The sequence below is a fragment of the Niallia sp. FSL W8-0177 genome, assembly GCF_038006285.1.
Taxonomy (GTDB): Bacteria; Bacillota; Bacilli; order Bacillales; family Cytobacillaceae; genus Niallia; species Niallia circulans_A.
Window position 1 is genome coordinate 3,319,251 of the sequence record NZ_JBBOUX010000001.1, and the last position, 22,218, is coordinate 3,341,468.

Consider the following 22,218-nt stretch of genomic DNA (forward strand, 5'->3'; position numbering starts at 1 on the left):
TGCGAATTTTCTCTTATAGATGTGAGTGATTTTTTTCGGCTGACTATATTTTTTGATAAAATGCTATCGCAAAATCAAAAAGTACATAGTCCAAAATGGTTAAGGAGAGACCTATTCGATCATATATTATTACATGGATCCTATAGATTAGAACTATTTTCCCGCTAGTCGGAAAAACTTTCATTATGAGTAATATCTAACAATTCCATCACCAAAATCCATTGATTTCTTTATTTAAATAAGCTAATTTCCTTTAATTTATTCCATAATCTATCCGTTCTTTTTCTAAATGGATTTCTTTTATCATCTTTTAATTTTAAGCCTATAACCTGCGCAACTTTTTCGATTACTTCCTCGATATTTAAACCATTTGTGTCCACATGCTCCTTAAAAATAGGACGTTCTAGCTGTTTTAGTCGTGATTCAGCTTGGTTATATGCCCAAGAATCTTCTCCTTCTAATCTGCTGCGTAATCGTTTTTTGATCGTAGCTTTTGACGCCATCAGTGTAACATGTTTAACTATAATTTGATCATTCTGTAATCGCGAGATAATTTCATGAAAATATGCTTCATTCGTAATGGTCATCGGTACTATAATGATTCCATCGTAATCGCTGGTGATTTGTTTTAATAATGAATAGTTCGTCTCTCTCCAAAGAGAAAAATCTTGAAAATCATCCTTTTGTAAGGCAGGTGGAATATTTTTCATTAACACATATCCGAATCTTTCTGGATCAAATACAAATGCATTTTCTAATCTTTTCTCAAGCTCATAGGCAGTTGTCGTCTTCCCTGAACCAAATGTTCCGTTAATCCATATAATCATAAACTTCCCCCATAGTGTATTCTTCTTTTACTATAGCAAATTTATCAATCTTCTTTTCTTCTCACACAAAATTTTTTGAAAAATACCTACTTTTCGGTTTCCGAAAGTTGTATAATTTTTAGAATAATATAATTTATTTACAGAGACTATCTCTAAGGAGGAAAAAAAATGCAAATTCAACCAGAGGACATCGTTAGAAGTGGTCCGAACCAATATATTTGTAAAGAAGGAATCCTAAAGGAGTTAGACAATTTATTGTCTCCTTTTCAAGCTCCTGCCATCATAACGGGTTATAAATCATTTGAAGCCTATAGTCAGTATGTCTCTTCCATTCCTGAACACTGGCAAATTATTCAGCACGCAGGTTATAGTTCGCAACAGGCAATAGAGGAGATCGCCCCATCATGTGGAGCAGCTGATGTCATTATTGGCATAGGAGGCGGCATTATATTAGATACTGCCAAGGCAGTTGCAGATAAATTAAATATCGAAGTTGTTTTAATTCCAACCGTTGCTGGAACATGTGCAGCAAGCACACCATTAAGTGTCATTTATTCACCAGATGGAGAGTTTGAAAGAGTAGCATATCATAGACGCTCTAGTTATTTAACGGTGGTTGATCCTGCATTTTTAATTCACGCGCCGATTGATTATTTAAAAAGTGGAATTGGTGATACCTTAACAAAGTGGTATGAAGCAGAAGCGATTATCCGAAATGCGAACGATGAAAGAGCTCACTCTTTATTTGTCCAAGCTGCATTAAGCCAATCTGTTTTCATCCGTGATATTTTATTAAAGGATAGTATAAAAGCTGTTCAAAGCAGTGAAGCTGGAAAGGTTACAGCGAGCTTTACTAAGACGGTAGAAGCAGTTATTACTTTGGCAGGAACAGTAGGGGGATTCGGCGGGAGATATGGAAGAATGTCTGGATCTCATGCTATTCATAACGGATTAAGCTTTATCGAAGAAACACACACCATCCTTCATGGGCAAAAAGTGGCCTATGGTATTTTAGTCCAGCTCGCTTTAGAAAACCGCATCGATGAAATTGATGCACTGCTGCCATATTATCAGCAGCTCGGTTTTCCAACCAATTTAGCAGACTTACATATTGTAGATAATCAGGCAATAGCTCTACAAAAGGTTGCAGAACATGCTGTTAATCCAAAAGAGTCGCTTCAGCTGATGGGTTCCTATCGAGCAGATGAGGTAATTGCGGCAATGAACGTCCTGGAAAGTCTCACAACTAGCAAATCTGTATAAAAAATGAAAAAGGAGATAGAATTCAACATCGCTTATAGCGATGTTGATCCATCTCCTTTTAACTCTTTTAAAACGGCCATTACATCGAATTCTCCTAATCCATTTTCAAGAGCGGATTGATATGTTTTATGGGCTGATGCTCCAATCGCATTTAATTCAGCCGTTTCACTTGCTAGTCGTAAATCTTTTGCCATATGCTTAAGGGCAAATGCTGCTGGAAACTCATCCTTTAAAATAGACGATGATTTCATTTTTGAAATTGCTGTTCCGACTGCACTTTCATTAATAATAGTTAACATGTCTTCTTTTTTTATTCCTTGGTTTTCTGCAAAAAGAACGGATTCGGCAATTCCTTGTACTGTAATTCCCAATAATAAGTTAATGGCAAGTTTTGCATTACTGCCGGCTCCAGATGGACCAAGATAAATAGAAAGCTTGCTCATCGGCTCCAATACAGCTTTCACTTGTTCGTAAACTTCTTCTTCGCCGCCAACTAAAACAAGTAAATTTCCTTCCTTAGCCGGTTGAACACTTCCTGAAACTGGGGCATCAAGAAACTTCACTCCATTTTCTAAAGCAGTATTATAAATGAATTGAGACGTTTGTGGGGAAACGGTACTCATATCAATAAATACTTTTCCTGCTTTTGCATGTGACAAGATTCCATTTTCAAGATAGATGCTTTTCACAGCATTATCGTCTGAAACCATTGTAAAAATGAGGTTACTGTTATCAACTAGTTCTGTTAACGATTCAGCCTGTTTGGCACCAACAGCAATTAATTCTTTTCCTTTATCAGGTGTACGATTATAGAACGTTAATTCATAACCAGCCTTGATTAAATTCAAAGCCATCGGAATCCCCATATTTCCTAATCCTATCCAACCTATTTTCATACAATCATCCCATCCTTCCCATCCAATAGTCATACACATTTTACCATATTTTTTATCACAATACGTCAATGTGGTTATAGGATAGGAAGAAGAATTACCGTTTATAATCTTCTAAACAATACATTATTCTCTAGATGAATATGATCAAATGTTAAGCTCTCTAATTCTTCTAGTTTTAAATAGGTTAATCGGTACGTATTACATGCATGCAGTGGCAGTTCATAATCATTCGTAGCTTGGCGAATTTTCTTCAATATTCCCCCTGCTCCTTCATGTTCCTCTTCCAATATCGAGATTTCCGCACGAGCTGCTTCAAGACTTTCAGCTTCCTTACTCGCCTCATATTCTATTACTTGTGGAAAAATCCGCTGCTCTTCTCCAAGTAAATGTTGTTCTAATTCGTCCTTTAATAAATAAAACTGGGTATACACATCTTTCAAATGTAAATCGCGCTCTCCATGCACACGATAGACTTTACTAACAAATCCATCTAATTCTTCTAATAAATCTCTTGTATTTGCATGGTAATGATCAATAATATATCTCACTAAGTCAGTTAATGGCATATTCATCCAGTCAATCTCTTCGGTTGTCTGCATCTGTTCATACATAATATTGAGGACTTTTACTAAATCCTTATCTTCTAAATGTAAAGATTTAATTGCCTCCCCTATTGGTCGATTTCCCCCACAGCAAAAATCAATTTTATATTCTTTAAATAGTTTACTTGCTGCTGGAAACTTAATAATGATATCACCTGTTTTCGTCTCTTCTGTAAAAATGGCATTCATACGAACACTCTCCCTTATTAGAATAGCTAAAGTATAGAAGATATAGACAAAGGAAAATAGGATTGAAATCACAGATTAAAGATTGTTATAATTTAATTAGATAATCATCGTTTTAATTGTGAAAAAATACACAAATTGACTGGTGGTGTTAATAATGAAACAAAAAATGGTTAGCCCATGTCCTAAACGAGTTCCTATATTTTACTCCTTATCAGATTCAGAAATAAAAAAAATAACAGATATTGTTCATCATAGACTATTTAAAAAAGGCGAGATGATTATAGAGGAAGGAGATATTTCCACCTCTCTTTATATTATTCATAGTGGAAAAGTCAAGCTATCTAAGTTAACTATTCAGGGGAAAGAACAAATCGTTCATTTATTAACGACTGGTGATTTCTTTGGAGAAAGCAATCTTTTTCATGATGACATGGTTATGAACTTAAGCTGCCATGCTTTAGAAGATACAAAGATATGTGTATTAAATAAACAAGATTTTGATCACATAATGTTAAGTAATCCTGACATCTCTTTCAAACTGCTAAAAACGATTACCAAACGCTTATCTCGTACAGAAGATCTAGCGAGAACATTAGCAACGAAAGATCCAGAAGTAAGAATTGCCGATATGCTTATTGAATTCTGTGAGAAATTCGGGACAGAACATCAAAATACTGTTCTTATTACCCTCCCTATCACAAGAGAAGAAATCTCCAGCTATGTTGGCCTTACAAGAGAAACAATCAGCCGTAAACTTGCAAAACTTGCCGACAAAGACATTCTTACCTTAATCGGTAACAAACAAATTCTCATTCATAATAAAGGGAGGCTTCAATCAATAGGGGGATAACTTCCCCCGTTATAATAATGAAAAACAAATAAATATTCATCGCAGCTATTCCTTCTCCTTTTCCAAGCAGGAAACACTTTTACACAAGTAACTTCTTCTACTCTCCTAAGCTGTATGTCTTCCGCGCATGTCCAAATTTGATAAACTATCATTAATGATTTTAAAATCGTTACCAATTAATTATTTCTTCCTTTTTTATAGAACAACCTTCCTTTCTAATTAATAGAAAGGCGCTTCAAAAATCATCTCTCATTTCCATTCTTTTTGCTTCTTTTGAAATAATCTTCTCTACAAAGATATCTGTTTAAATATCCTAGTGAATTACTTCTTGGGAGAAGAACACCATTCTGAAGTCAAAATCTTTTAAAAATTCACTTGAAAAATATTTTAATTCGAATTACCTTATCTAAGAAGGAGGTTATAATATGAATATAACTATTGAAGAAATACCTAAATCAAGGATTGCTTTTTTCCGAAATGTTGGGGAGTATGGGGAAAAACAAAACAAAGAATTGATGGAATCCTTTAAAAAGTGGGCAAAATTGAATGGCATATTTGATAATTCTATTATTCTCGGCATACCGCAAGATAACCCAGAAATCACACCTAAGGAGGAATGCCGTTATGATGTTTGTATTGTGGTAGAAAATGATTTTAATGTAGCAAAACCAGCTCAAGTTGGTGAATTTTCCGGTGGGAAATACGCTGTTTTCTTGCTCGACCATACAAAAGAGGCAGTCAGTGAATTTTGGGGGAATATTATTTCTGAGATAGAAAGAAATAATCTATCATTAAAAGAACAACCAATTATAGAAAGATATACTTCACAAATGATTGAAGATCATTTGTGTGAAATACTAGTTCCTATACAGTAACCGAGCAGGGGCACAGTAGGGTATTAGACGAGTATTCGCTTGATGTCTTTATATAAAAGAATGGCGTTTCCTTATTTAAATTTTGGGCACAGCGAGAAAAGGGGGCTCTGTTACCTTTTTGCACTTTTTCTTTTGGATTTCATTCAAAGAGAGCTCTTCTCTTTGACTTTTTCTCTGTTCCCCTTCTTTTTGTGGCACAGAGACCATGGCTCTATTAAATGTTTCACTTGTTTCTCTTTATAATCGTTACTTTCCCTCTACATCCTTTAAAGTTTCTACATTCAACTTTCTTATGAACCTACTTTTTCATCATTCACGCTAACTTTCACTCATGCTACACCATATTGTATTCCACAAAAACTCTGTTTGATTATCAACATAGGAGATGCCCATCTACACTTCCCTTTCTAGCTTAAATACACTGAAAAGATCGAATACGGTTAGTATCTGTTCGATAATAGATCCAATATTTTTTTTGCCAACGATATCCTGCAATAGAATGACGTCCAATAAGAGTTGGAAAGAACCAAAATCCTTTACCATTTTCTAGCCAGATATAAGTAAAGCGGAATATACAGGGGCGGATAGACATAGATTCAACAGTTGAAGTGCTTGCTTGTGACTGGTTTAATTGTGGTGATCCAGGGTCTGTCCCCCCTCCAATCGGCGGTGCATCTGGATATGCTGGAGATCCACCTACTGGAGGAGGCGGTTGTTCTCCACCTGGAAACGGCGGCAAAATCCCACCTCCGCTTGGTGGTGAAGGAGGAACGGCCCCTCCTCCAATCGATGGCGGAGTCATTCTAGATTCTCCACCTTTTAGCAAACTGACCATCCTATATTGAGGTAGAAAAGATTGTTGTCCATAATGAGCATAATACGGCTGAAAATACATTACTATTCCCCTTTCGAGCTTTTGTATTACTCTATGTAAATAGCCCATTTGAGGTGCAGTAAATAATTTTCTTGTCCGCAATTACTAAGCCCCTTAATTAGGAATCTCCTTATTGCTTTATATCAAAATTCGCTTTCCATTTTTTACGGAAAAGAAAACCTACTAACCCCACATTGCCAATTCTCAGTAACTTCCCCATGTTCCTTCAATAAAATGGAGAGAGCGATAAGGAACAATTATACGAGTTAGTTAAAACAAATTCAGAAATAGCGACAAGTTTCCCGGGAAATTTTCCTAATATCCGTCGATATTACCTTATTAAACCTCAATCAAGCATACACCTTATCACTATTACAACTAGAATAGTAACATTAACCCTTAAATAATGGAGAAGAACGTCGAAATCCAAATGTCTCTTTTTCTTTCTTTGACCATGATACCCTGTCTCAAACCATGATTTTGCACATCTCCCCTCTTCTCTAGATATTCCCGAATAGAATAATATACCAATTCTACTCTTACATGAATGGTAAATTCAATCTTTGCATTGGAAAAGATATTGTTTCAGTCTTCCTTTATCATTTTCTTCCACTCATGGATATTTTTTGAATAACTCCTCTTTTTATATGGGCATTGAATAGATAAACAATTATCAAATGTGAAAAAAAATAAAAAAAAGAAATAATATATAGAGGAAAAAGAGTTTAAATGCCTAATATAGTATAAATAACCTATAATTACGACAAAAAATTTGACATTTATTTTTTTATAAAGATACCTATAGGTCTTTTGATACTGGTATTATGAACTAGTAAGTACTAATCTTATACTATAATAATCTGACTAATCGACGAAAGGGCAAAATCATTGAAAAGTGATGACGTAAAGCTATAGGGGCTTAGGGGTAACGAAGATCGATTTTTTCTACATGATAGCAAAAGTTATGACATTCATTACGCTTGCCAGCCAGTTACCGAATCCACCTTCGACGATTTAAATGAAGGGAAAAGTGAAGATGAGACAAAAAAATAATGATAAAATACTAATCAAACGATCAATCGTTGTAAGCGATCAAAACTATTTTTCACCAGAAACAGGTAATATTTGGAAAGGGCTATTTTTCGGAATGCTTATCAGCATCCCTTTATGGATTTCCTTTTTTGGATGGCTTCGTATTTTCCTTACTTTTGTTGGTAAAATAGACTAGGGATCAGTAAATATTTTACTTATACTACACAAAAGCATATAATCATTATATGAATAAGCGCGAAAAAACCATTAGGAAAGGGGCTTTCATAATGGCAGAATCAAAAGAAAAATTGGAAAAAGAACTTGCTATAGCAGGAAAGCATTATTCGGAGAAAAAATTCTGGTCCAAAATTGCAAAGTTTGGAAAAAAGGCCGGTTCCTCTGTTGTTTATGCGGTGCTTCTCTTGTATTACACTTTACAAAAACCAAATGTACCTAAGAAGGTCAAAGCAACTATTATTGGAGCATTAGGTTATTTTATCCTTCCTCTTGATTTAATCCCTGATTTTTTAGTTGGTATAGGTTATACAGATGATTTAGGGGCACTAGGACTTGCATTATTCCAAGTTGCTATGTACATTGACGATGATATTAAATCAAAAGCAAGATTAAAACTTACTGAATGGTTTGGGAATAAAGTCGATACAACCGAAATAGATAAAAAAATAAATAAATGAAAAAGGGACTATTTTTTAGTCCCTTTTTCATTATTATAGAAATAATCCTACGATTGTAGCCGTTAATATAGATGCAAGTGTCGCCGCTAATAACATTTTCAACCCGAACTTCGCAACAATATCTGCTTTTTTAGCATTAATTGCTTGAATCGATCCAGCAATAATTCCAATACTAGAAAAATTTGCAAAAGATACAAGGAAAGTAGACACAATCCCTACTGTTTTGTTTGAAAGTTCTCCAAGTAATGGCTGTAATTGCAGCATTGCTACAAATTCATTTGCAGCTAATTTCGTACCCATTACAGAACCAGCCGTTACAATTTCGCTGCCAGGTATCCCCATTATCCAAGCAATTGGTGCAAAAATATAACCCAATATCCCAGTAAAACCGATGCCGAAAATACTTGTAAAGAAACCGTCAATTAGAGCCAGTAAACCAACATAAGCAACTAACATCGCGGCAACAATTAAAGCAACACGACCACCATCTAAAGCTCCTGCAGAGATTGCTCCAAAAACAGAATTCGTATTGGAGACATCTTTTACATTGATGCTCTCATCTTCATCTTTTGAAATTGGTGCAAGAAGTGTCGCTATAATTAGTGCAGATAATGCATTTAAAATCATTGCAGCTAGTACATATTGGGGAGGAATCATCTCCATATAGGCTCCCATAATAGATGCAGAAACAGACCCCATCGCAGAAGTACATACAATAAATAATTTATTTGCATTTATCGTATCTAAATGGCCTTTAATCGCAAGAAGTGCTTCCGATTGACCAAAAAAGATTGAGTTAATGCTGTTAAATGTTACTACCTTTGATAAACCAGTAATCTTAGCCAAAGCTCCACCAATATATTTAATTGCTAGAGGCAATACTTTGATATGCGTTAATAAAGATAATAAAGTAGAAGTAAAAATAATGATCATAAGAACATTAATAAAAAAAACACTTCCGCCTTCTGGAACTAATCCGCCAGTAACAAAATTTACCCCTTCATACCCATAGTTAAGGACTTTAGAGACACCGTTAGATGTAGCTTCTACTATTTTTAGTCCTACCGTAGTTTTAAACATTATTAGTGCTACAATAAATTCAAGCACAAATAATACGAGAATAGCTCTGAAATTAATCCTTTTTTTATCATTTGATAGTAAAAAGGCAATAGCTATCGTCACAATGATACCTAATATCCCAACTAAAATCGACATAGAAAATTCCTCCTAAATAAGAAGCAATAACAACCCTTTCCTCTTTATATAAACTATCTCAATATAGTTAATATAACTTCAAAAAACATTGTTAATACATTAAAAACGATATACAGTTTTAGATGTTACCTTATATTTAGGTCAATGTCATCCTTTAATTGAAGAATAAGTTAAATTAATAAAATTTAAATCTTTCTAAATATTATCTAAATATATTTAATTCATATCATTGCAAATACTTATCTAGGTAAATAGCAATATAAAAAGCAATTCCAGGAAATTCTCCTCTGAAATTGCCTTCTGCATTTCTGTATGCTATTGAACTTTCCAGTAACAAAAATAACTATTTTAAATGGAGTTTACTTTTTCTTTTTTCGCTGCTTCAAATGCTTTATTCACACGATTTAAAAGCACACTATCTGAAAGCAAACGATAGCCTGTTTTTGCGAGGACTTGTGCTCCTTTAACAAGGGCGGAATCTCCTGTTGCTGATTTTGCGGCTTCTCGAAATTCGTTCGTATGGGCAATTAAGTCGTCTGGCCCTATTTTAATATGAGGATGAGCAGTTGGAACTTCATAGCTAATATTTCCAGCGTCTGTTGATCCTTTTCCCCGAGATCTTTCCGTTACAACTGTTTCTCCAACTGCCTCTAATTCTTCTTTTAAGATTCCATCTAAAATTGGGTTTAATACAAAATCCTTCACTTCATTTTGAAATCTTTCCACTTTAACAGTCGCACCAGTGGCAAGAGCAGCTCCTTCAGCGATCGCACGAACTTTTGCTGCAACCTCTTCTGTTTTTTTCCATGTTTCGGCACGTATATAGAATCGCGCTGATGCATATTCTGGTATGATATTCGGTGCATCTCCCCCGTTTGTTATAATCCCATGGATTCTGATATCATCAGGCAGCTGTTGTCTAAGTGCATTGATGCCGACGAATAATTGGATAACGGCATCAAGAGCGTTTATCCCTTTTTCAGGTGATCCGGATGCATGTGCTGCTTTTCCGTAAAAATGAAAGTCTAAAGGATCAACAGCAAGTGTTTCACTAGTCAACGATGTTTGTCCAGAAGGATGAATCATTAAAGCGACATCAACATCCTTTAAATAGCCATGTTTCACAAAGCTTCCTTTTGCACTCCCATTCGGACCTCCTTCTTCTGCAGGTGTGCCAAGAACAACTACTTTCCCACCAGTTTCAGACAGCACTTGAGATAAGGCAATACCCGCTGCAACACTTGTTGTTCCAATAATATTGTGACCACAAGCATGCCCTAGACCAGGAAGGGCATCATATTCAGCAAGAAAGGCAATGGTGGGGCCAGATATCCCACTGTCTTTTACTGCATAAAAAGATGTTTCATGTCCAGCAACGGCAATTTCCACTTTAAATCCCGCATTTGTTAGAATATCTACATGCTTTTTGCTTGCAAAAAATTCTTGATTGCCAATCTCAGGATTTGCATGAATTAATTGACTCGTTTCAATATAAAGCTCCTTATTTGTTTGAATGGATTCATTAATTAAATCAAGACTAGATAATGTATTACTCATTTTTTCTCCTCCTTAAAGTCCTTTAAATTGTTTTGCCAACTCATCTTTTGCAATGTCCACTACAATCGAACCACCGTTTGTATCTGCTTCTACCGCTTTCACCACTTCTTCTTCATGATAAAGTTCAACAATTTTCTGATAGGTTTCGTTATTCGCATCCTTTGTACGAGCCGCAAAGATATTTACATATGGTAATACGTTTTTATCCTCTGCATCTTCTAAATAAATGGGATCTTTTACAGGATCAAAGCCTGCTTGACCAGCGACACCATTATTGATAACAGATGCTGCAACATCTGGTAAGACTCTTGGTGTTTGTTGAGCTACAACTGGCAAGATATCAAGCTTCTTTGGATTTTCTACAATCTTAGATGGATCACCAAATAATCCAAAATCATCAGCTAATGTAATTAATCCAGCAGATTCAAGTAATTTTAAAGCACGCGCTTGATTAGATGGATCGTCTGGAATAGCAATTTTGTCCCCCTCTTTTATCTCACTTACATCTTTCACTTTTTCTGAATAGATTCCCATAGGAGCAATCACTGTTGTTCCTATGGGCGTTAAATCTGTTTTGTTTTCTTCATTAAACTGACTTAGAAAAGCAATATGCTGGAAGGAATTAATATCAATATCGCCATTCTCTAAAGCTTGGTTTGGTAAAGTATAGTCTGAAAACTCGACTAACTCGATTTCAATTCCTTCTGCTTTCGCCTTCTTCTTCAAAGTCGGCCAGACTTCTCCATCGGATCCCGTCACCCCTATTTTCACCTTCACTGTTTTATCTTTACTTGATGCACTATCTGACGTGCAGGCAGCTAGTGCCCAAATAGTTGTTAATAATAGTAAAATTGCAAAATATTTTTTCATCTCTCCATCTCCTTAATTAGTAATTTTTGTATAATTTTAACTTTATAAAGCGATAAATATCCCATCGTTAAAGTTCTGTCTTAACGTCTCATTATTTTTCGTGATAATGTATTTCCAATCCATTGAGCAATTTGTACAAGTATAATCAGTATAATGACGGTAACAAGCATAACACTGCCATCAAAACGCTGGTAGCCATATGTCATCGCCACATGTCCCAGTCCGCCTCCGCCAACGGTACCAGCCATCGCAGAAAAATCGATTAAGCTGATCGTTACAAAGGTTAATCCTAGAATCAGTGGTCCTAATGCTTCCGGAATTAATACAGTAAAAATGATTTGCAAAGGGCTTGCTCCCATCGCTTTAGCAGCTTCAATAACTCCTGGATCAATACTGACTAAATTATTTTCTACTACTCTCGCAATTCCAAATGAGGCTGCAATAGTCATAGGAAATATCGCTGCCCAAGTCCCAATCGTTGTACCCACAACTGCTCTTGTTAACGGGCTGATTGCCACTAAGAAAATAATAAAGGGAATAGGGCGGATAATATTAATTAGGATATTGAGCAAACGGAAAACTAATTTATTTTCCAAAATATTTCCCTTCCTTGTCACAAAGAGAAGTAACCCAATCGTAATGCCCAATATAGATCCTAAGATAAGAGTGGTAATAACCATTAATATAGTTTCTCCAGTAGATTCCACAATGCGCGGCCAAAAAGTACTCCAATCAACCTTCATTAAACAAGCACCTCCTCAACTGTTACTAATGCTTCTAATTCATGCAGAACCGCTTTAATATTTTCCTTGCTGCCTTCAAAGGAAACAAGAAGATTCCCATAAAACTTCTCTTGCAATTCCCGCACAGATCCATAAACAATGTTTACATCGACATTAAATTTTCTTGTGACCTTTGAAAGAACTGGATCACTAGCGATTTCTCCTTTAAAAATTACTCTATATAACTTATCGCCGCCCTTATTCCTCCATTCAGCCAATAAAGAAGCAGATGGACGATCCTGCTGGACAGACTGAATAAAACGTTGAGTAGTCGAGTGTTGGGGATTTGTGAATACTTCAAAGACAGAACCATTCTCGATTACTTCACCATTTTCCATCACAGCCACTCGGTCACATATTTCTTGAATAACATGCATCTCATGTGTAATTAATAAAATCGTAATGCCTAAATCCTTATTTACTTTTTTTAATAGACGTAGTATTTCACCTGTTGTATCTGGGTCAAGGGCCGAAGTTGCTTCATCACAAATCAATATATCTGGAGAAGTAGCAAGAGCACGTGCAATCCCAACCCGCTGCTTCTGTCCTCCTGACAACTGTTCAGGATAGTCGTCTGCTTTATCGGATAAACCGACAAATTGCAAGAGCTCTGCCACCCTTTCTTTTATTTCCTTTTTCGATACACCAGCTAGCTTTAATGGGTAGGCTATATTGCCAGCTACCGTTCTAGATGTAAAGAGATTAAAGTTTTGAAAAATCATGCCGATTCTTCGGCGAAGCTTGCGAATCTCTTTTGGTGATAGGGAGGCTACATCTACTCCTTGCACTTGGATATTTCCGTTTGTTGGTGTTTCTAATAAATTCACAAGTCGTAATAAAGTACTTTTTCCAGCACCACTAAAACCAATAATCCCAAAAATTTCTCCTTGTGCAATCGAGATAGAAACATCCTTTACTGCGTTTACTTCGCGACTGCCAAGCTTAAAGGTCTTGGCTACCTTTTGAAATTCAATCATTTGCCCTTCAACTCCTATACTAGGTTAAAAACATACGTATCTTGTCAAGAAGAAACAGGCTTTTAGTGAATGCAAAAAGGCCCTGCTTCTTCTTTCCAGAAAGAAAAAGCAGGGCCTTTATAAGACAAAGAAACTACTTTTTCTCATCTTTCAAATGCACAATTAGCATTTGCAGGAATTGGCACGGTGTTTAATATAAATCCGCTGCCGAGACTTCTTCGGGCCTGTCCCTCCGTCTCTCTGGATAAGAAAAATGTTTTATGTAATTTTGTAAGATTTGATAACAACTATAAAACTAGATAAATAAATTGTCAACTATGTTTTTGTATTTTTTTATTTGCATATATGCTTCGTTATAAAAATAAATTATTCTTATAAAACATTCACTTGATATAAATCCCTATTAATCTTTCCGATTAGTTTTTTCCATATTGCTCGTTACTTCCCCAAGGTATAATAGAGTTTAATTGCTTTTACATGCGGAATAATAAATTATTCTTATTACACTAAAGCTCCTTTACCATCGACTTCAATCCACTCAGAATATTCTCTTAACCTATTTCTATAATCATCGACATATATATATCAATATAATAAAAATCTTAAATGCAATTAAATTTATCGGAATAATTTTTATAAAAAAGAAAGTGTAATTTCTCTCGATTTATTCTTATATTGGATTACTTTTGCCTTTTTGATTAAACAAAATAAGACTTCCCGTTTTCTCTGGAAAGTCTTATTTATTTGTTTTAGCGCCGCTATTTAGGCTGCTGTCTTTTCTTCCATTTGTACTGTTTTGGCACGAGACCCGGGAATTATGTTAAATAATATATTTAAGATAATCGCAGTTAGCCCACCTGCCACAATACCGCTTTGGAAGAGGATGCGGATGCTTTCTGGAAATTTCATAAAGATTTCTGGAACAACAGTTACACCAAGTCCCATTCCAATCGAGCAAGCAAGAATGAGCAAGTTTCCTTGCTGATTAAAATCGACCTGTCCTAGCATTTTAATACCATAGGACACAACCATCCCAAACATTGCAAGTGAAGCTCCTCCAAGGACAGCTGTTGGAATCAATGTTGTAATAGCTGCAATCTTAGGAATAAAGCCTAAAATAACTAAAATGGTTCCTGCTGCATAAATGACATTCTTTGTTTTTACACCTGTTAATTGAACTAAACCTACATTTTGGGAATAAGCCGTGTATGGGAAGGAGTTGAAAATCCCGCCAATTACAGAAGCAATTCCTTCCGCTCGATATCCTTGTGCTAAATCTTTTTCCGAAACCTTTTTATTAGTAATATCTCCTAATGCTAAATAAACACCTGTTGATTCAATTAAACTCACAATAGCAACAAGAGTCATCGTGATAATGGAAGTGAGATCAAAGGTTGGAGTCCCAAAATAAAACGGAGTAATACCATGAATCCATTTTGCCTCCCCCACTTCTGAAAAATGAACCATTCCCATAAAAGCTGCAATAACAGTTCCAATGATAATTCCTAGTAAAATAGAAATGGTTTTGATAAATCCAGTTGTAAATCTATTAAGTAAAATGATGATAGCTAATACACCAAAAGCAAGTACCAGGTTCTTTATGTTTCCAAAATCTGCGCTTCCTTCTCCTCCTGCCATATCATTAAATGCTACAGGAATTAAAGTAAGACCAATAATTGTAACGACAGAACCAGTTACGACCGGAGGAAAAAATTTCACAAGCTTGCTAAAGATGGAAGAGATAAGAACAACAATAATACCAGAAACAATAATTGCACCATAAATGGCCGTTATTCCATGCTTACTTCCAATCGCAATCATTGGACCAACTGCAGTAAATGTACAGCCAAGCATAACAGGAAGACCAATTCCAAAAAATTTATTTTTCCAAACCTGGAGCAATGTTGCAACACCACATGTTAATAAATCAATCGATATAAGATAGGTTAACTGTTCAGGTGTTAATTTTAATGCTCCACCAACTATTAAAGGTACTAGCACAGCACCAGCGTACATTGCTAGTACATGCTGCAGACCTACAGACCATGTTTTTACTGACATTTTTTCCATTTTAATATCCTCCTGCATAAATGCCATCATGTATTCGCTGTTCAGCAAATGTTACTTTTCCACCCTTTAAAGAGGCAATTCTTGCTAGAGATTCTACTCGATAGCCTTTTGCGATTAAATCATCTGCTCCTTGCTGGAATGACTTTTCGATTAATATGCCAATTCCACTAACAGTTGCACCAGCCTGCTCGACAATATTCGCTAAGCCTAAAGCAGCCTGTCCATTTGCTAAAAAGTCATCAATTACAAGAACATGGTCATCTGAATGCATATACTTTTTAGAAACTGTAATTTCATTTGACTCTTGTTTTGTAAATGAATAAACTGTTGCTGTATATAAATCGCTTGTTAAAGTAAGGGATTTTCTTTTTCTTGCAAAAATAACCGGAACATCTAATGCTAGACCTGCCATTATAGCTGGTGCGATACCCGATGACTCTATTGTTAAGATTCTAGTAATCCCAGCATCTTTAAACAATCTAGCAAACTCCAAGCCAATTTCCTTCATCAGCTGAGGGTCCATTTGGTGATTAATGAATGAATCTACTTTCAAAACATGATCACTTAACACAATACCTTCTTTTTCAATTTTCTTCTTCAATAACTCCATTAACTAGACTCTCTCCTTTTTTGGAGGATAGCTAATAGCAATAAATGCTCTAACTAATCCTTAAATAATACAAAAAAGCACAGCCGCTTACTCATAGAGTAAGCGGCTGTGCTTTTAAAAGCAAAAATAGACTGCCCTATTTATGCATAGATCAGTATATCTCCATTTTATACGCTTACCCGTAGTCAGATGATTAACGGTCATCTGGTAGAAACTTGCAGGCCATATTCCTGCTATTATACGAGTGTATTTATCGATTGATTATTTGACAACATAATGGATTATAACGGATTTTTTCGAAAATGAAAACTAAATTTTTTTAATGGATAAAGTTTCCAGCTTAGTGATTGAATAATTAATTGCTAAAAGCCGCTTAAAAAAGACTAATTCTATAGCTTATTAGAATAGTCATTTAACTTTTTTGCCATCTCTAAAATTTCTTCCATAAAGACGGATGTATGTTCAATGGAATCTGCTTGTTTTTCCCCGATAGCTGCAATTTTTCCAATCGATTCATTGATGGACTGAGTTGTCTGTTTTATTTGTTCCATTGTTTGTGAAATTGTCTGTGTAAAGCTGACAGTTTCTTTAGAGAATTTTCGAATTTCATTCGCTACTACTTCAAAGCCTCTTCCTTTCTCGCCTGCTCTCGCTGCTTCAATGGCAGCATTCAATCCTAATAGATTCGTTTGATCTGCAACTTTTTTTATGATAGATACTACTTCATTCGTTTTCCTAATATTTTCTTCGGCAACACTTGATTGTTCTAAAAGAATCTTTGAGAAATCTACTAAAGAATGAGACCCATCTGCAATATGATCAATATGCTTTTGCGATTGTGTTAACGATTTTGTTATTTGATCGACAATATTCCGTATCTCTGTTTGTCTTTTTAATTGAACAGCTATTCCACCAATTACTTCTCCCTTTTTATTTAATATTGGGGAAGCAGTGCCAATAAATTCAAAACCATAAAAATCTGCCGGCACTTCCTGCTTTAAGGTTTTCTTAAGCTGAATTGCCTCTCTCAGCGGTTCATCAGACTGTAAGGGCTGATTTGTTTTGATATGTAAATTAATTATCTCTCCAGGAAAATAAGCGATAAATTTTTCTTTATCACAAATGGCTATCGAAAGATCTGCTGGTATTGCTGCTTTAATAATTGGTACAATGGGAATAATATCTTCTAAAGATTCTACTTGTTTAATCACTGATGCTGCACTCCAATCTGTCAAAATCACTTTACTATAATAGCATACCTCTTCCATATATTAGCGATTTTTTAATTTTCGCTTCCACATCCCTCCTTTGTTAGGAATTAAGATGTTATAATGACCGTAGTTCTCTTCTTATTATTCACAAATAGAAGCGAATAAAAACCTATTCATATGTGGTGATTTCCATGTTTAAAATACTTTTAATCGAAGATGATCAAACGTTATTTCAGGCAATAAAGGAACGTTTAGAGCAATGGTCCTACGAAGCGATTGGGATTCATGATTTTAATAATGTAATGCAAGAATTTACGGAAAAGAAACCTGATTTAGTCATTATCGATATCCAACTTCCTAAATATGATGGGTTTCATTGGTGCCGATTGATTAGAAGCCACTCCAATGTCCCAATTATTTTCCTATCTTCTCGAGATCATCCAACTGACATGGTGATGTCGATGCAGCTGGGAGCCGATGACTTTGTCCAAAAGCCATTTCACTTTGACGTCTTAATTGCAAAGATTCAGGCTACCTTACGAAGAGTTTATAATTACAACATCGAGCAGTCCTCTCTGAAAACTTGGTGTGGTGCCACCATTGATTTTGAGAAAAATACAGTTACCTCCGTCAATGGGGAAATCGAGTTAACGAAAAATGAAATGTTCATTTTAAAAATATTATTAGACAAAAAAAATAAAATCGTATCGAGAGATGATCTTATCAATGAACTATGGAACGATAAACGCTTCGTTAGTGACAATACACTAACCGTAAACGTAAATCGTTTGCGAAAAAAACTTGATGAACTTTCTCTCGGAAGCAATATAGAAACTAAAGTTGGACAAGGCTACATGGCTATTGAAGAGGACACGTTATGATCAGAAAATTTCTAGTAGAAAAAAGAAGCTGGATTCTCTTTATTCTTTTTTTACAGCTGTTTCAATTATTTATGTCCATTATTGATGAGACAATTTCCTTTTATTCAATGATATATATTTGCTTTATTAGCATCCTCTTGTTTGTGATTTTCTGCTTTATCCGCTATCAGAAAGAGACTACGTTTTATAAAAGCCTTTCTGCTCGAGAAGATGATTTAGATCTTACAACCTTAGCGTCAGCAAAAACACCTTTTGAAAAAATAATTGCGGATAGCTTTACAACCCAAACTAGCATGTTAAAGATAGAAAGATATCAAAATCTTCAGCAGCTTGAACTAGAAAAGGATGAATTGCTTTCTTGGATTCATGAAGTAAAAACACCATTAACAGCATTACGTTTACTAATAGATGCTATTGAAAATCAGGAAATGAAGACATCCTTGACATTCGAATGGTTAAGAATTCACCATCTCTTAGATCAACAACTGTACCAAAAACGTTTTTCATTTATTCAAAATGATCTCTACATAGAGAATGTTGATATCGAAATGATTCTTTTCGAAGAAATAAAAACATTACAGTCATGGTGCATGCAAAAAGGAATCGGTTTTGATATTGAACTACAGAAAAAGATGATATTAACCGATGGAAAATGGCTTTCGTTTATTATTAGGCAGCTATTGAGTAATGCCGTTAAATATAGTAATGAATCAGATATTATCATAAGAAGCTATGAGAATGACGGATATAACTGTTTAGAAATAACCGATAATGGAATAGGAATAAGCCCGCAAGACTTGCCAAGAATCTTTGCAAAAGGCTTTACTTCCACCTCCAAGCACCAAAATAATTATGCTACTGGAATGGGATTATATTTATCTAAAAAAATCGCAGATGTACTCAAAATCAATATTGCTGTCCATTCTAAATTAAATAGAGGTACCACCTTCACCCTTACTTTTCCGAAGAACAATGAATTTAATCAAATTCATAACTAAACATAGTGACTGCGAGGCATCGTGACAAAAATGTCACATGCTTCTTTTAATTGTTCGTCAAATCGAGGGAATGGATAAAATACTTTTTGTATACTTAATCTATCATGTAAAGGAGTGTGGAGTATGGATATCTTAGTTGCTTCAAAGGTCCATAAAAGTTATGGCAATAAAGCAAATCGTCAAGAAGTGCTGAAGGGCGTAAATTTGAACGTCCAAAAAGGCGAATTTGTCAGTATTATGGGTGCCTCTGGCTCAGGGAAAACAACCTTGTTGAACGTTCTTTCTTCTATCGATCAAGCCAGCGGAGGAACTATTCGAATCGTAGAGAAGGAAATTACCCGTCTCAAAGAAAAGCAGTTAGCAGAGTTCCGAAAAAATCACTTAGGATTTATCTTTCAAGATTATAATTTACTCGATACTTTAACCGTTAAAGAAAATATTCTTTTACCATTATCGATTACAAAAACGCCCAAAAAAGAGGCTCATCAACGTTTTGATACTTTAGCGAAAGAATTAGGTATTTACGAAATAAAAGATAAGTATCCAAATGAAATTTCAGGTGGTCAAAAGCAAAGAACTTCTGCAGCCAGAGCTTTCATCCATGAACCAAGTATTATATTCGCAGATGAACCAACCGGGGCTCTTGATTCTAAGTCTGCCTCAGATTTATTAAATAAATTGAGTCATTTAAACCAAACAAGAAGTGCAACCATCCTTATGGTAACCCATGACCCAGTCGCTGCAAGCTATTGTAATCGAGTTGTTTTTATTAAAGATGGCCAAATTTATACACAGCTTTATAAAGGAGACCAGGATAGACAGCGCTTTTTCCAAGATATTATCAAAACACAGGGAATTTTGGGTGGTGTGCAAAATGACCGTAAGTAATCTTGTTATTCGAAATCTCAAAAAAAATATAAAATACTATTATCTTTATATTTTTGCCTTAGTATTCAGCGTGTCCCTCTATTTTTCCTTTGTAACCTTACAATATGACCCATCGATGGACGTGGTAGAAAATTCAGTCAAAGGTGGCGCTGCGATTAAAGCGGCCTCTATTCTTTTAATAGCAATTGTTGCGATTTTTCTACTCTATGCCAATACGATTTTTATTAAGCGGCGCGGAAAAGAAATTGGACTTTTCCAATTAATTGGAATGACTAAAAGCAGAATTTTCCGTTTATTAACACTGGAAAATTTCATTTTATATTTTCTATCTATTGTTATCGGTATTTTTATTGGCGTTTCTTTTTCTAAAATAACCATCATGATTCTATTCAAAGTAACCGGAGTCCAAGGCATTGCGAAACTTCACTTTTCGCCAGAAGCTCTCGTCCAAACAGTCATTGTCTTTTGCGCCATATATGTTCTCATTATGTTAATGAACTATATTTTCATTAAAGGCCAAACGATTCTTTCCTTATTCCGGGTTACATCTTCAACAGAAGCACGAGTAAAGAAAATGTCTGTATGGGAAATGATTATCGGTGCTACAGGAATTATTTTTATCATAAGCGGCTACTACATCTCGTCCCAGCTTTTTAATGGCAACTTTCAATCCATGAATGAATTGTTTTTCGCTATGATTTCTATTCTCGCTCTAGTTATAATCGGAACATATCTATTTTATAAAGGATCTGTCAGCTTTTTGTTTAACCTTATTCGTAAAAGTAAGAATGGCTACATTAATATTAATCAAGTACTTTCCCTGTCTAGTATTATGTTTCGGATGAAATCAAATGCTATTTTATTAACAATTATAACAACCGTTTCTGCGCTGGCACTAGGCTTTCTTTGTTTAAGCTATATATCTTACTATTCTGCTGAAAAAAATGCAGAACAAAATGTTCCAGCCGATTTCACCTTTGACAATGTCCAAGATGCAGAAGCTTTTACAAGCCGACTGAAAGAGCAAAAAATTGCTTATAAGGAAAACAGAATTCCTGTTATTCAGACTATCTTTGATATTAAGGGAGTCTTGGCTAATATTCCCGAGGGATTCGCACAAGATACCAGCGAGATGCAATTGCCGGTTATTAGTGAAGACTATGTAGATGATGTTCATCTATCTAAAGAAGAAGTACTTTTTGATGGATATAGTTCTACCTTAGAAAAATTTATCCAATTAAAATCTACAGGCTCGATTACCATGGAGTTAAAAGGCCAATCCATCCCATTAAGTTATTTAGGAATGAAGGAAATGAACATTCTTCCTTTTAACTTTTCTAGCGGCGGACTAATGACCGTAATTGTCGACTCTTCTGTCTTTGATTTAGTAGAAAAGAATAGGGATAAAAGTCTTCAATCTCCTTCTACTCTTTATATTGCGATTAATATTAATAAGGATCAAGATATTATAGACGCTGATAAAATTTATCAAAAACTAACTTTTGAAAGTCAGAAAACTTTATCACGTTATGAGACAAGCCAGTCTCAAAAGGAATTTATGGGATTAGCGATGTTTATTGTCGGTTTTCTTGGGCTAACTTTCCTTATCACATCAGGGTGTATCCTTTACTTTAAACAGATGGACGAAGGAGAAGAAGAAAAGTATAACTATACCATCCTCCGTAAGCTAGGCTATACACAGAATGATTTAGTAAACGGGATTAAATCAAAACAACTATTTAACTTTGGAATTCCATTACTTATCGGCCTGCTTCATAGTTATTTTGCTGTCAAATCTGGCTGGTTCTTCTTTGGATCGGAATTATGGGCACCAATGTTCATTGTAATGGGGCTATATGCAGTACTGTATTCCATCTTTGGAATTCTCTCCGTTATTTATTATAAAAAGATCATTAGCGAGGCGTTGTAAAGGCATCACCGCTTATCATTCAAATAAAAAACATACTAAGATTAGTGGGTAAGGTCATCGACGGATGACTTTGCCCACTATTTTTCTTTTTTAAGTTATAGTGAGAAGGGAAAGAAAGCTCGACCA

General features: G+C 35.2%; 21 protein-coding genes and 3 riboswitches. Of the genes, 9 read left to right on the forward strand and 12 right to left on the reverse strand.

Annotation, left to right across the window (positions count from 1 at the left end):
• Positions 1–230: 230 nt before the first annotated feature.
• Positions 231–827 carry an AAA family ATPase gene (locus tag NST77_RS16275; protein ID WP_341123211.1) on the reverse strand — a complete coding sequence of 199 codons (597 nt, stop codon included), beginning with the start codon at positions 825–827 and terminating at the stop codon, positions 231–233.
• Between the two features lie 174 nt (positions 828–1,001).
• Here NST77_RS16275 and NST77_RS16280 point away from each other — a divergent pair, with 174 nt between their 5' ends.
• A complete protein-coding gene (locus tag NST77_RS16280) occupies positions 1,002–2,090 on the forward strand; it encodes an iron-containing alcohol dehydrogenase family protein (RefSeq protein ID WP_163186517.1) in 1,089 nt (362 codons plus the stop codon).
• Positions 2,091–2,122: 32 nt separating this feature from the next.
• On the opposite strand, the gene NST77_RS16285 is transcribed toward NST77_RS16280, so the two are convergent.
• Positions 2,123–3,019, reverse strand: coding sequence for an NAD(P)-dependent oxidoreductase (locus NST77_RS16285; RefSeq protein ID WP_341123212.1), 897 nt, complete (start codon positions 3,017–3,019; stop codon positions 2,123–2,125).
• Between the two features lie 68 nt (positions 3,020–3,087).
• Positions 3,088–3,777 carry an iron-sulfur cluster repair di-iron protein gene (gene ric / locus NST77_RS16290; protein ID WP_095329919.1) on the reverse strand — a complete coding sequence of 230 codons (690 nt, stop codon included), beginning with the start codon at positions 3,775–3,777 and terminating at the stop codon, positions 3,088–3,090.
• A 154-nt stretch (positions 3,778–3,931) separates the two neighbouring features.
• Between ric and NST77_RS16295 the strand changes: the two genes are divergently transcribed.
• Positions 3,932–4,627, forward strand: coding sequence for a Crp/Fnr family transcriptional regulator (locus NST77_RS16295; protein WP_341123213.1), 696 nt, complete (start codon positions 3,932–3,934; stop codon positions 4,625–4,627).
• 425 nt (positions 4,628–5,052) lie between these two features.
• Positions 5,053–5,502, forward strand: coding sequence for an AraC family transcriptional regulator (locus NST77_RS16300; protein ID WP_163186454.1), 450 nt, complete (start codon positions 5,053–5,055; stop codon positions 5,500–5,502).
• A gap of 412 nt (positions 5,503–5,914) precedes the next feature.
• Here the strand turns inward: NST77_RS16300 and NST77_RS16305 are convergent, their stop codons facing one another.
• A complete protein-coding gene (locus NST77_RS16305; protein WP_341123214.1) occupies positions 5,915–6,397 on the reverse strand; it encodes a transporter in 483 nt (160 codons plus the stop codon).
• 847 nt (positions 6,398–7,244) lie between these two features.
• Positions 7,245–7,346: riboswitch (cyclic di-GMP riboswitch) on the forward strand.
• 66 nt (positions 7,347–7,412) lie between these two features.
• On the opposite strand from NST77_RS16305, the gene NST77_RS16310 reads away from it, so the two are divergent.
• Positions 7,413–7,604 carry a hypothetical protein gene (locus NST77_RS16310; protein WP_163186415.1) on the forward strand — a complete coding sequence of 64 codons (192 nt, stop codon included), beginning with the start codon at positions 7,413–7,415 and terminating at the stop codon, positions 7,602–7,604.
• 91 nt (positions 7,605–7,695) lie between these two features.
• Positions 7,696–8,103: a YkvA family protein gene (locus NST77_RS16315; protein WP_163186456.1), complete on the forward strand. Its 408-nt coding sequence runs from the start codon at positions 7,696–7,698 to the stop codon at positions 8,101–8,103.
• A 33-nt stretch (positions 8,104–8,136) separates the two neighbouring features.
• On the opposite strand, the gene NST77_RS16320 is transcribed toward NST77_RS16315, so the two are convergent.
• The 8 genes from NST77_RS16320 to NST77_RS16355 all read right to left on the reverse strand — a co-directional run bounded on the left by NST77_RS16320 (position 8,137) and on the right by NST77_RS16355 (position 17,452).
• Positions 8,137–9,318 carry a NupC/NupG family nucleoside CNT transporter gene (locus NST77_RS16320; protein WP_095329897.1) on the reverse strand — a complete coding sequence of 394 codons (1,182 nt, stop codon included), beginning with the start codon at positions 9,316–9,318 and terminating at the stop codon, positions 8,137–8,139.
• A 348-nt stretch (positions 9,319–9,666) separates the two neighbouring features.
• Positions 9,667–10,875: a M20 family metallopeptidase gene (locus NST77_RS16325; RefSeq protein WP_341123215.1), complete on the reverse strand. Its 1,209-nt coding sequence runs from the start codon at positions 10,873–10,875 to the stop codon at positions 9,667–9,669.
• Between the two features lie 12 nt (positions 10,876–10,887).
• Positions 10,888–11,745 carry a MetQ/NlpA family ABC transporter substrate-binding protein gene (locus tag NST77_RS16330; RefSeq protein ID WP_095329895.1) on the reverse strand — a complete coding sequence of 286 codons (858 nt, stop codon included), beginning with the start codon at positions 11,743–11,745 and terminating at the stop codon, positions 10,888–10,890.
• Between the two features lie 80 nt (positions 11,746–11,825).
• On the reverse strand, positions 11,826–12,488 hold the full coding sequence (locus NST77_RS16335; protein ID WP_047943633.1) for a methionine ABC transporter permease: 663 nt from the start codon (positions 12,486–12,488) through the stop codon (positions 11,826–11,828).
• Positions 12,488–13,504, reverse strand: a complete 1,017-nt coding sequence (locus NST77_RS16340; protein WP_095258424.1) for a methionine ABC transporter ATP-binding protein — start codon at positions 13,502–13,504, stop codon at positions 12,488–12,490. The genes NST77_RS16335 and NST77_RS16340 overlap by 1 nt, the downstream gene beginning before the upstream one ends.
• Positions 13,505–13,644: 140 nt before the next feature.
• Positions 13,645–13,755, reverse strand: a riboswitch (SAM riboswitch).
• 511 nt (positions 13,756–14,266) lie between these two features.
• Positions 14,267–15,574, reverse strand: a complete 1,308-nt coding sequence (locus NST77_RS16345) for a nucleobase:cation symporter-2 family protein (protein ID WP_123260535.1) — start codon at positions 15,572–15,574, stop codon at positions 14,267–14,269.
• 1 nt (position 15,575) lies between these two features.
• The gene (locus NST77_RS16350; RefSeq protein WP_095329891.1) at positions 15,576–16,184 is read right to left on the reverse strand and encodes a xanthine phosphoribosyltransferase; all 609 of its coding nucleotides are present in this window, start codon (positions 16,182–16,184) and stop codon (positions 15,576–15,578) included.
• Between the two features lie 162 nt (positions 16,185–16,346).
• Positions 16,347–16,448: riboswitch (purine riboswitch) on the reverse strand.
• A gap of 125 nt (positions 16,449–16,573) precedes the next feature.
• Positions 16,574–17,452 (reverse strand): methyl-accepting chemotaxis protein, encoded by an 879-nt coding sequence (locus NST77_RS16355; protein WP_163186462.1) that lies wholly within the window; start codon positions 17,450–17,452, stop codon positions 16,574–16,576.
• Between the two features lie 134 nt (positions 17,453–17,586).
• On the opposite strand from NST77_RS16355, the gene NST77_RS16360 reads away from it, so the two are divergent.
• From NST77_RS16360 to NST77_RS16375, 4 genes are all read left to right on the forward strand, one after another.
• Positions 17,587–18,276, forward strand: a complete 690-nt coding sequence (locus tag NST77_RS16360) for a response regulator transcription factor (RefSeq protein ID WP_095329890.1) — start codon at positions 17,587–17,589, stop codon at positions 18,274–18,276.
• Positions 18,273–19,274, forward strand: a complete 1,002-nt coding sequence (locus NST77_RS16365) for a sensor histidine kinase (RefSeq protein ID WP_172859431.1) — start codon at positions 18,273–18,275, stop codon at positions 19,272–19,274. Before NST77_RS16360 ends, NST77_RS16365 begins: the two co-directional genes overlap by 4 nt.
• A gap of 123 nt (positions 19,275–19,397) precedes the next feature.
• Positions 19,398–20,162, forward strand: a complete 765-nt coding sequence (locus NST77_RS16370) for an ABC transporter ATP-binding protein (RefSeq protein ID WP_095329888.1) — start codon at positions 19,398–19,400, stop codon at positions 20,160–20,162.
• Positions 20,149–22,092 carry an ABC transporter permease gene (locus tag NST77_RS16375; RefSeq protein WP_095329887.1) on the forward strand — a complete coding sequence of 648 codons (1,944 nt, stop codon included), beginning with the start codon at positions 20,149–20,151 and terminating at the stop codon, positions 22,090–22,092. Before NST77_RS16370 ends, NST77_RS16375 begins: the two co-directional genes overlap by 14 nt.
• Positions 22,093–22,218: the final 126 nt, after the last annotated feature.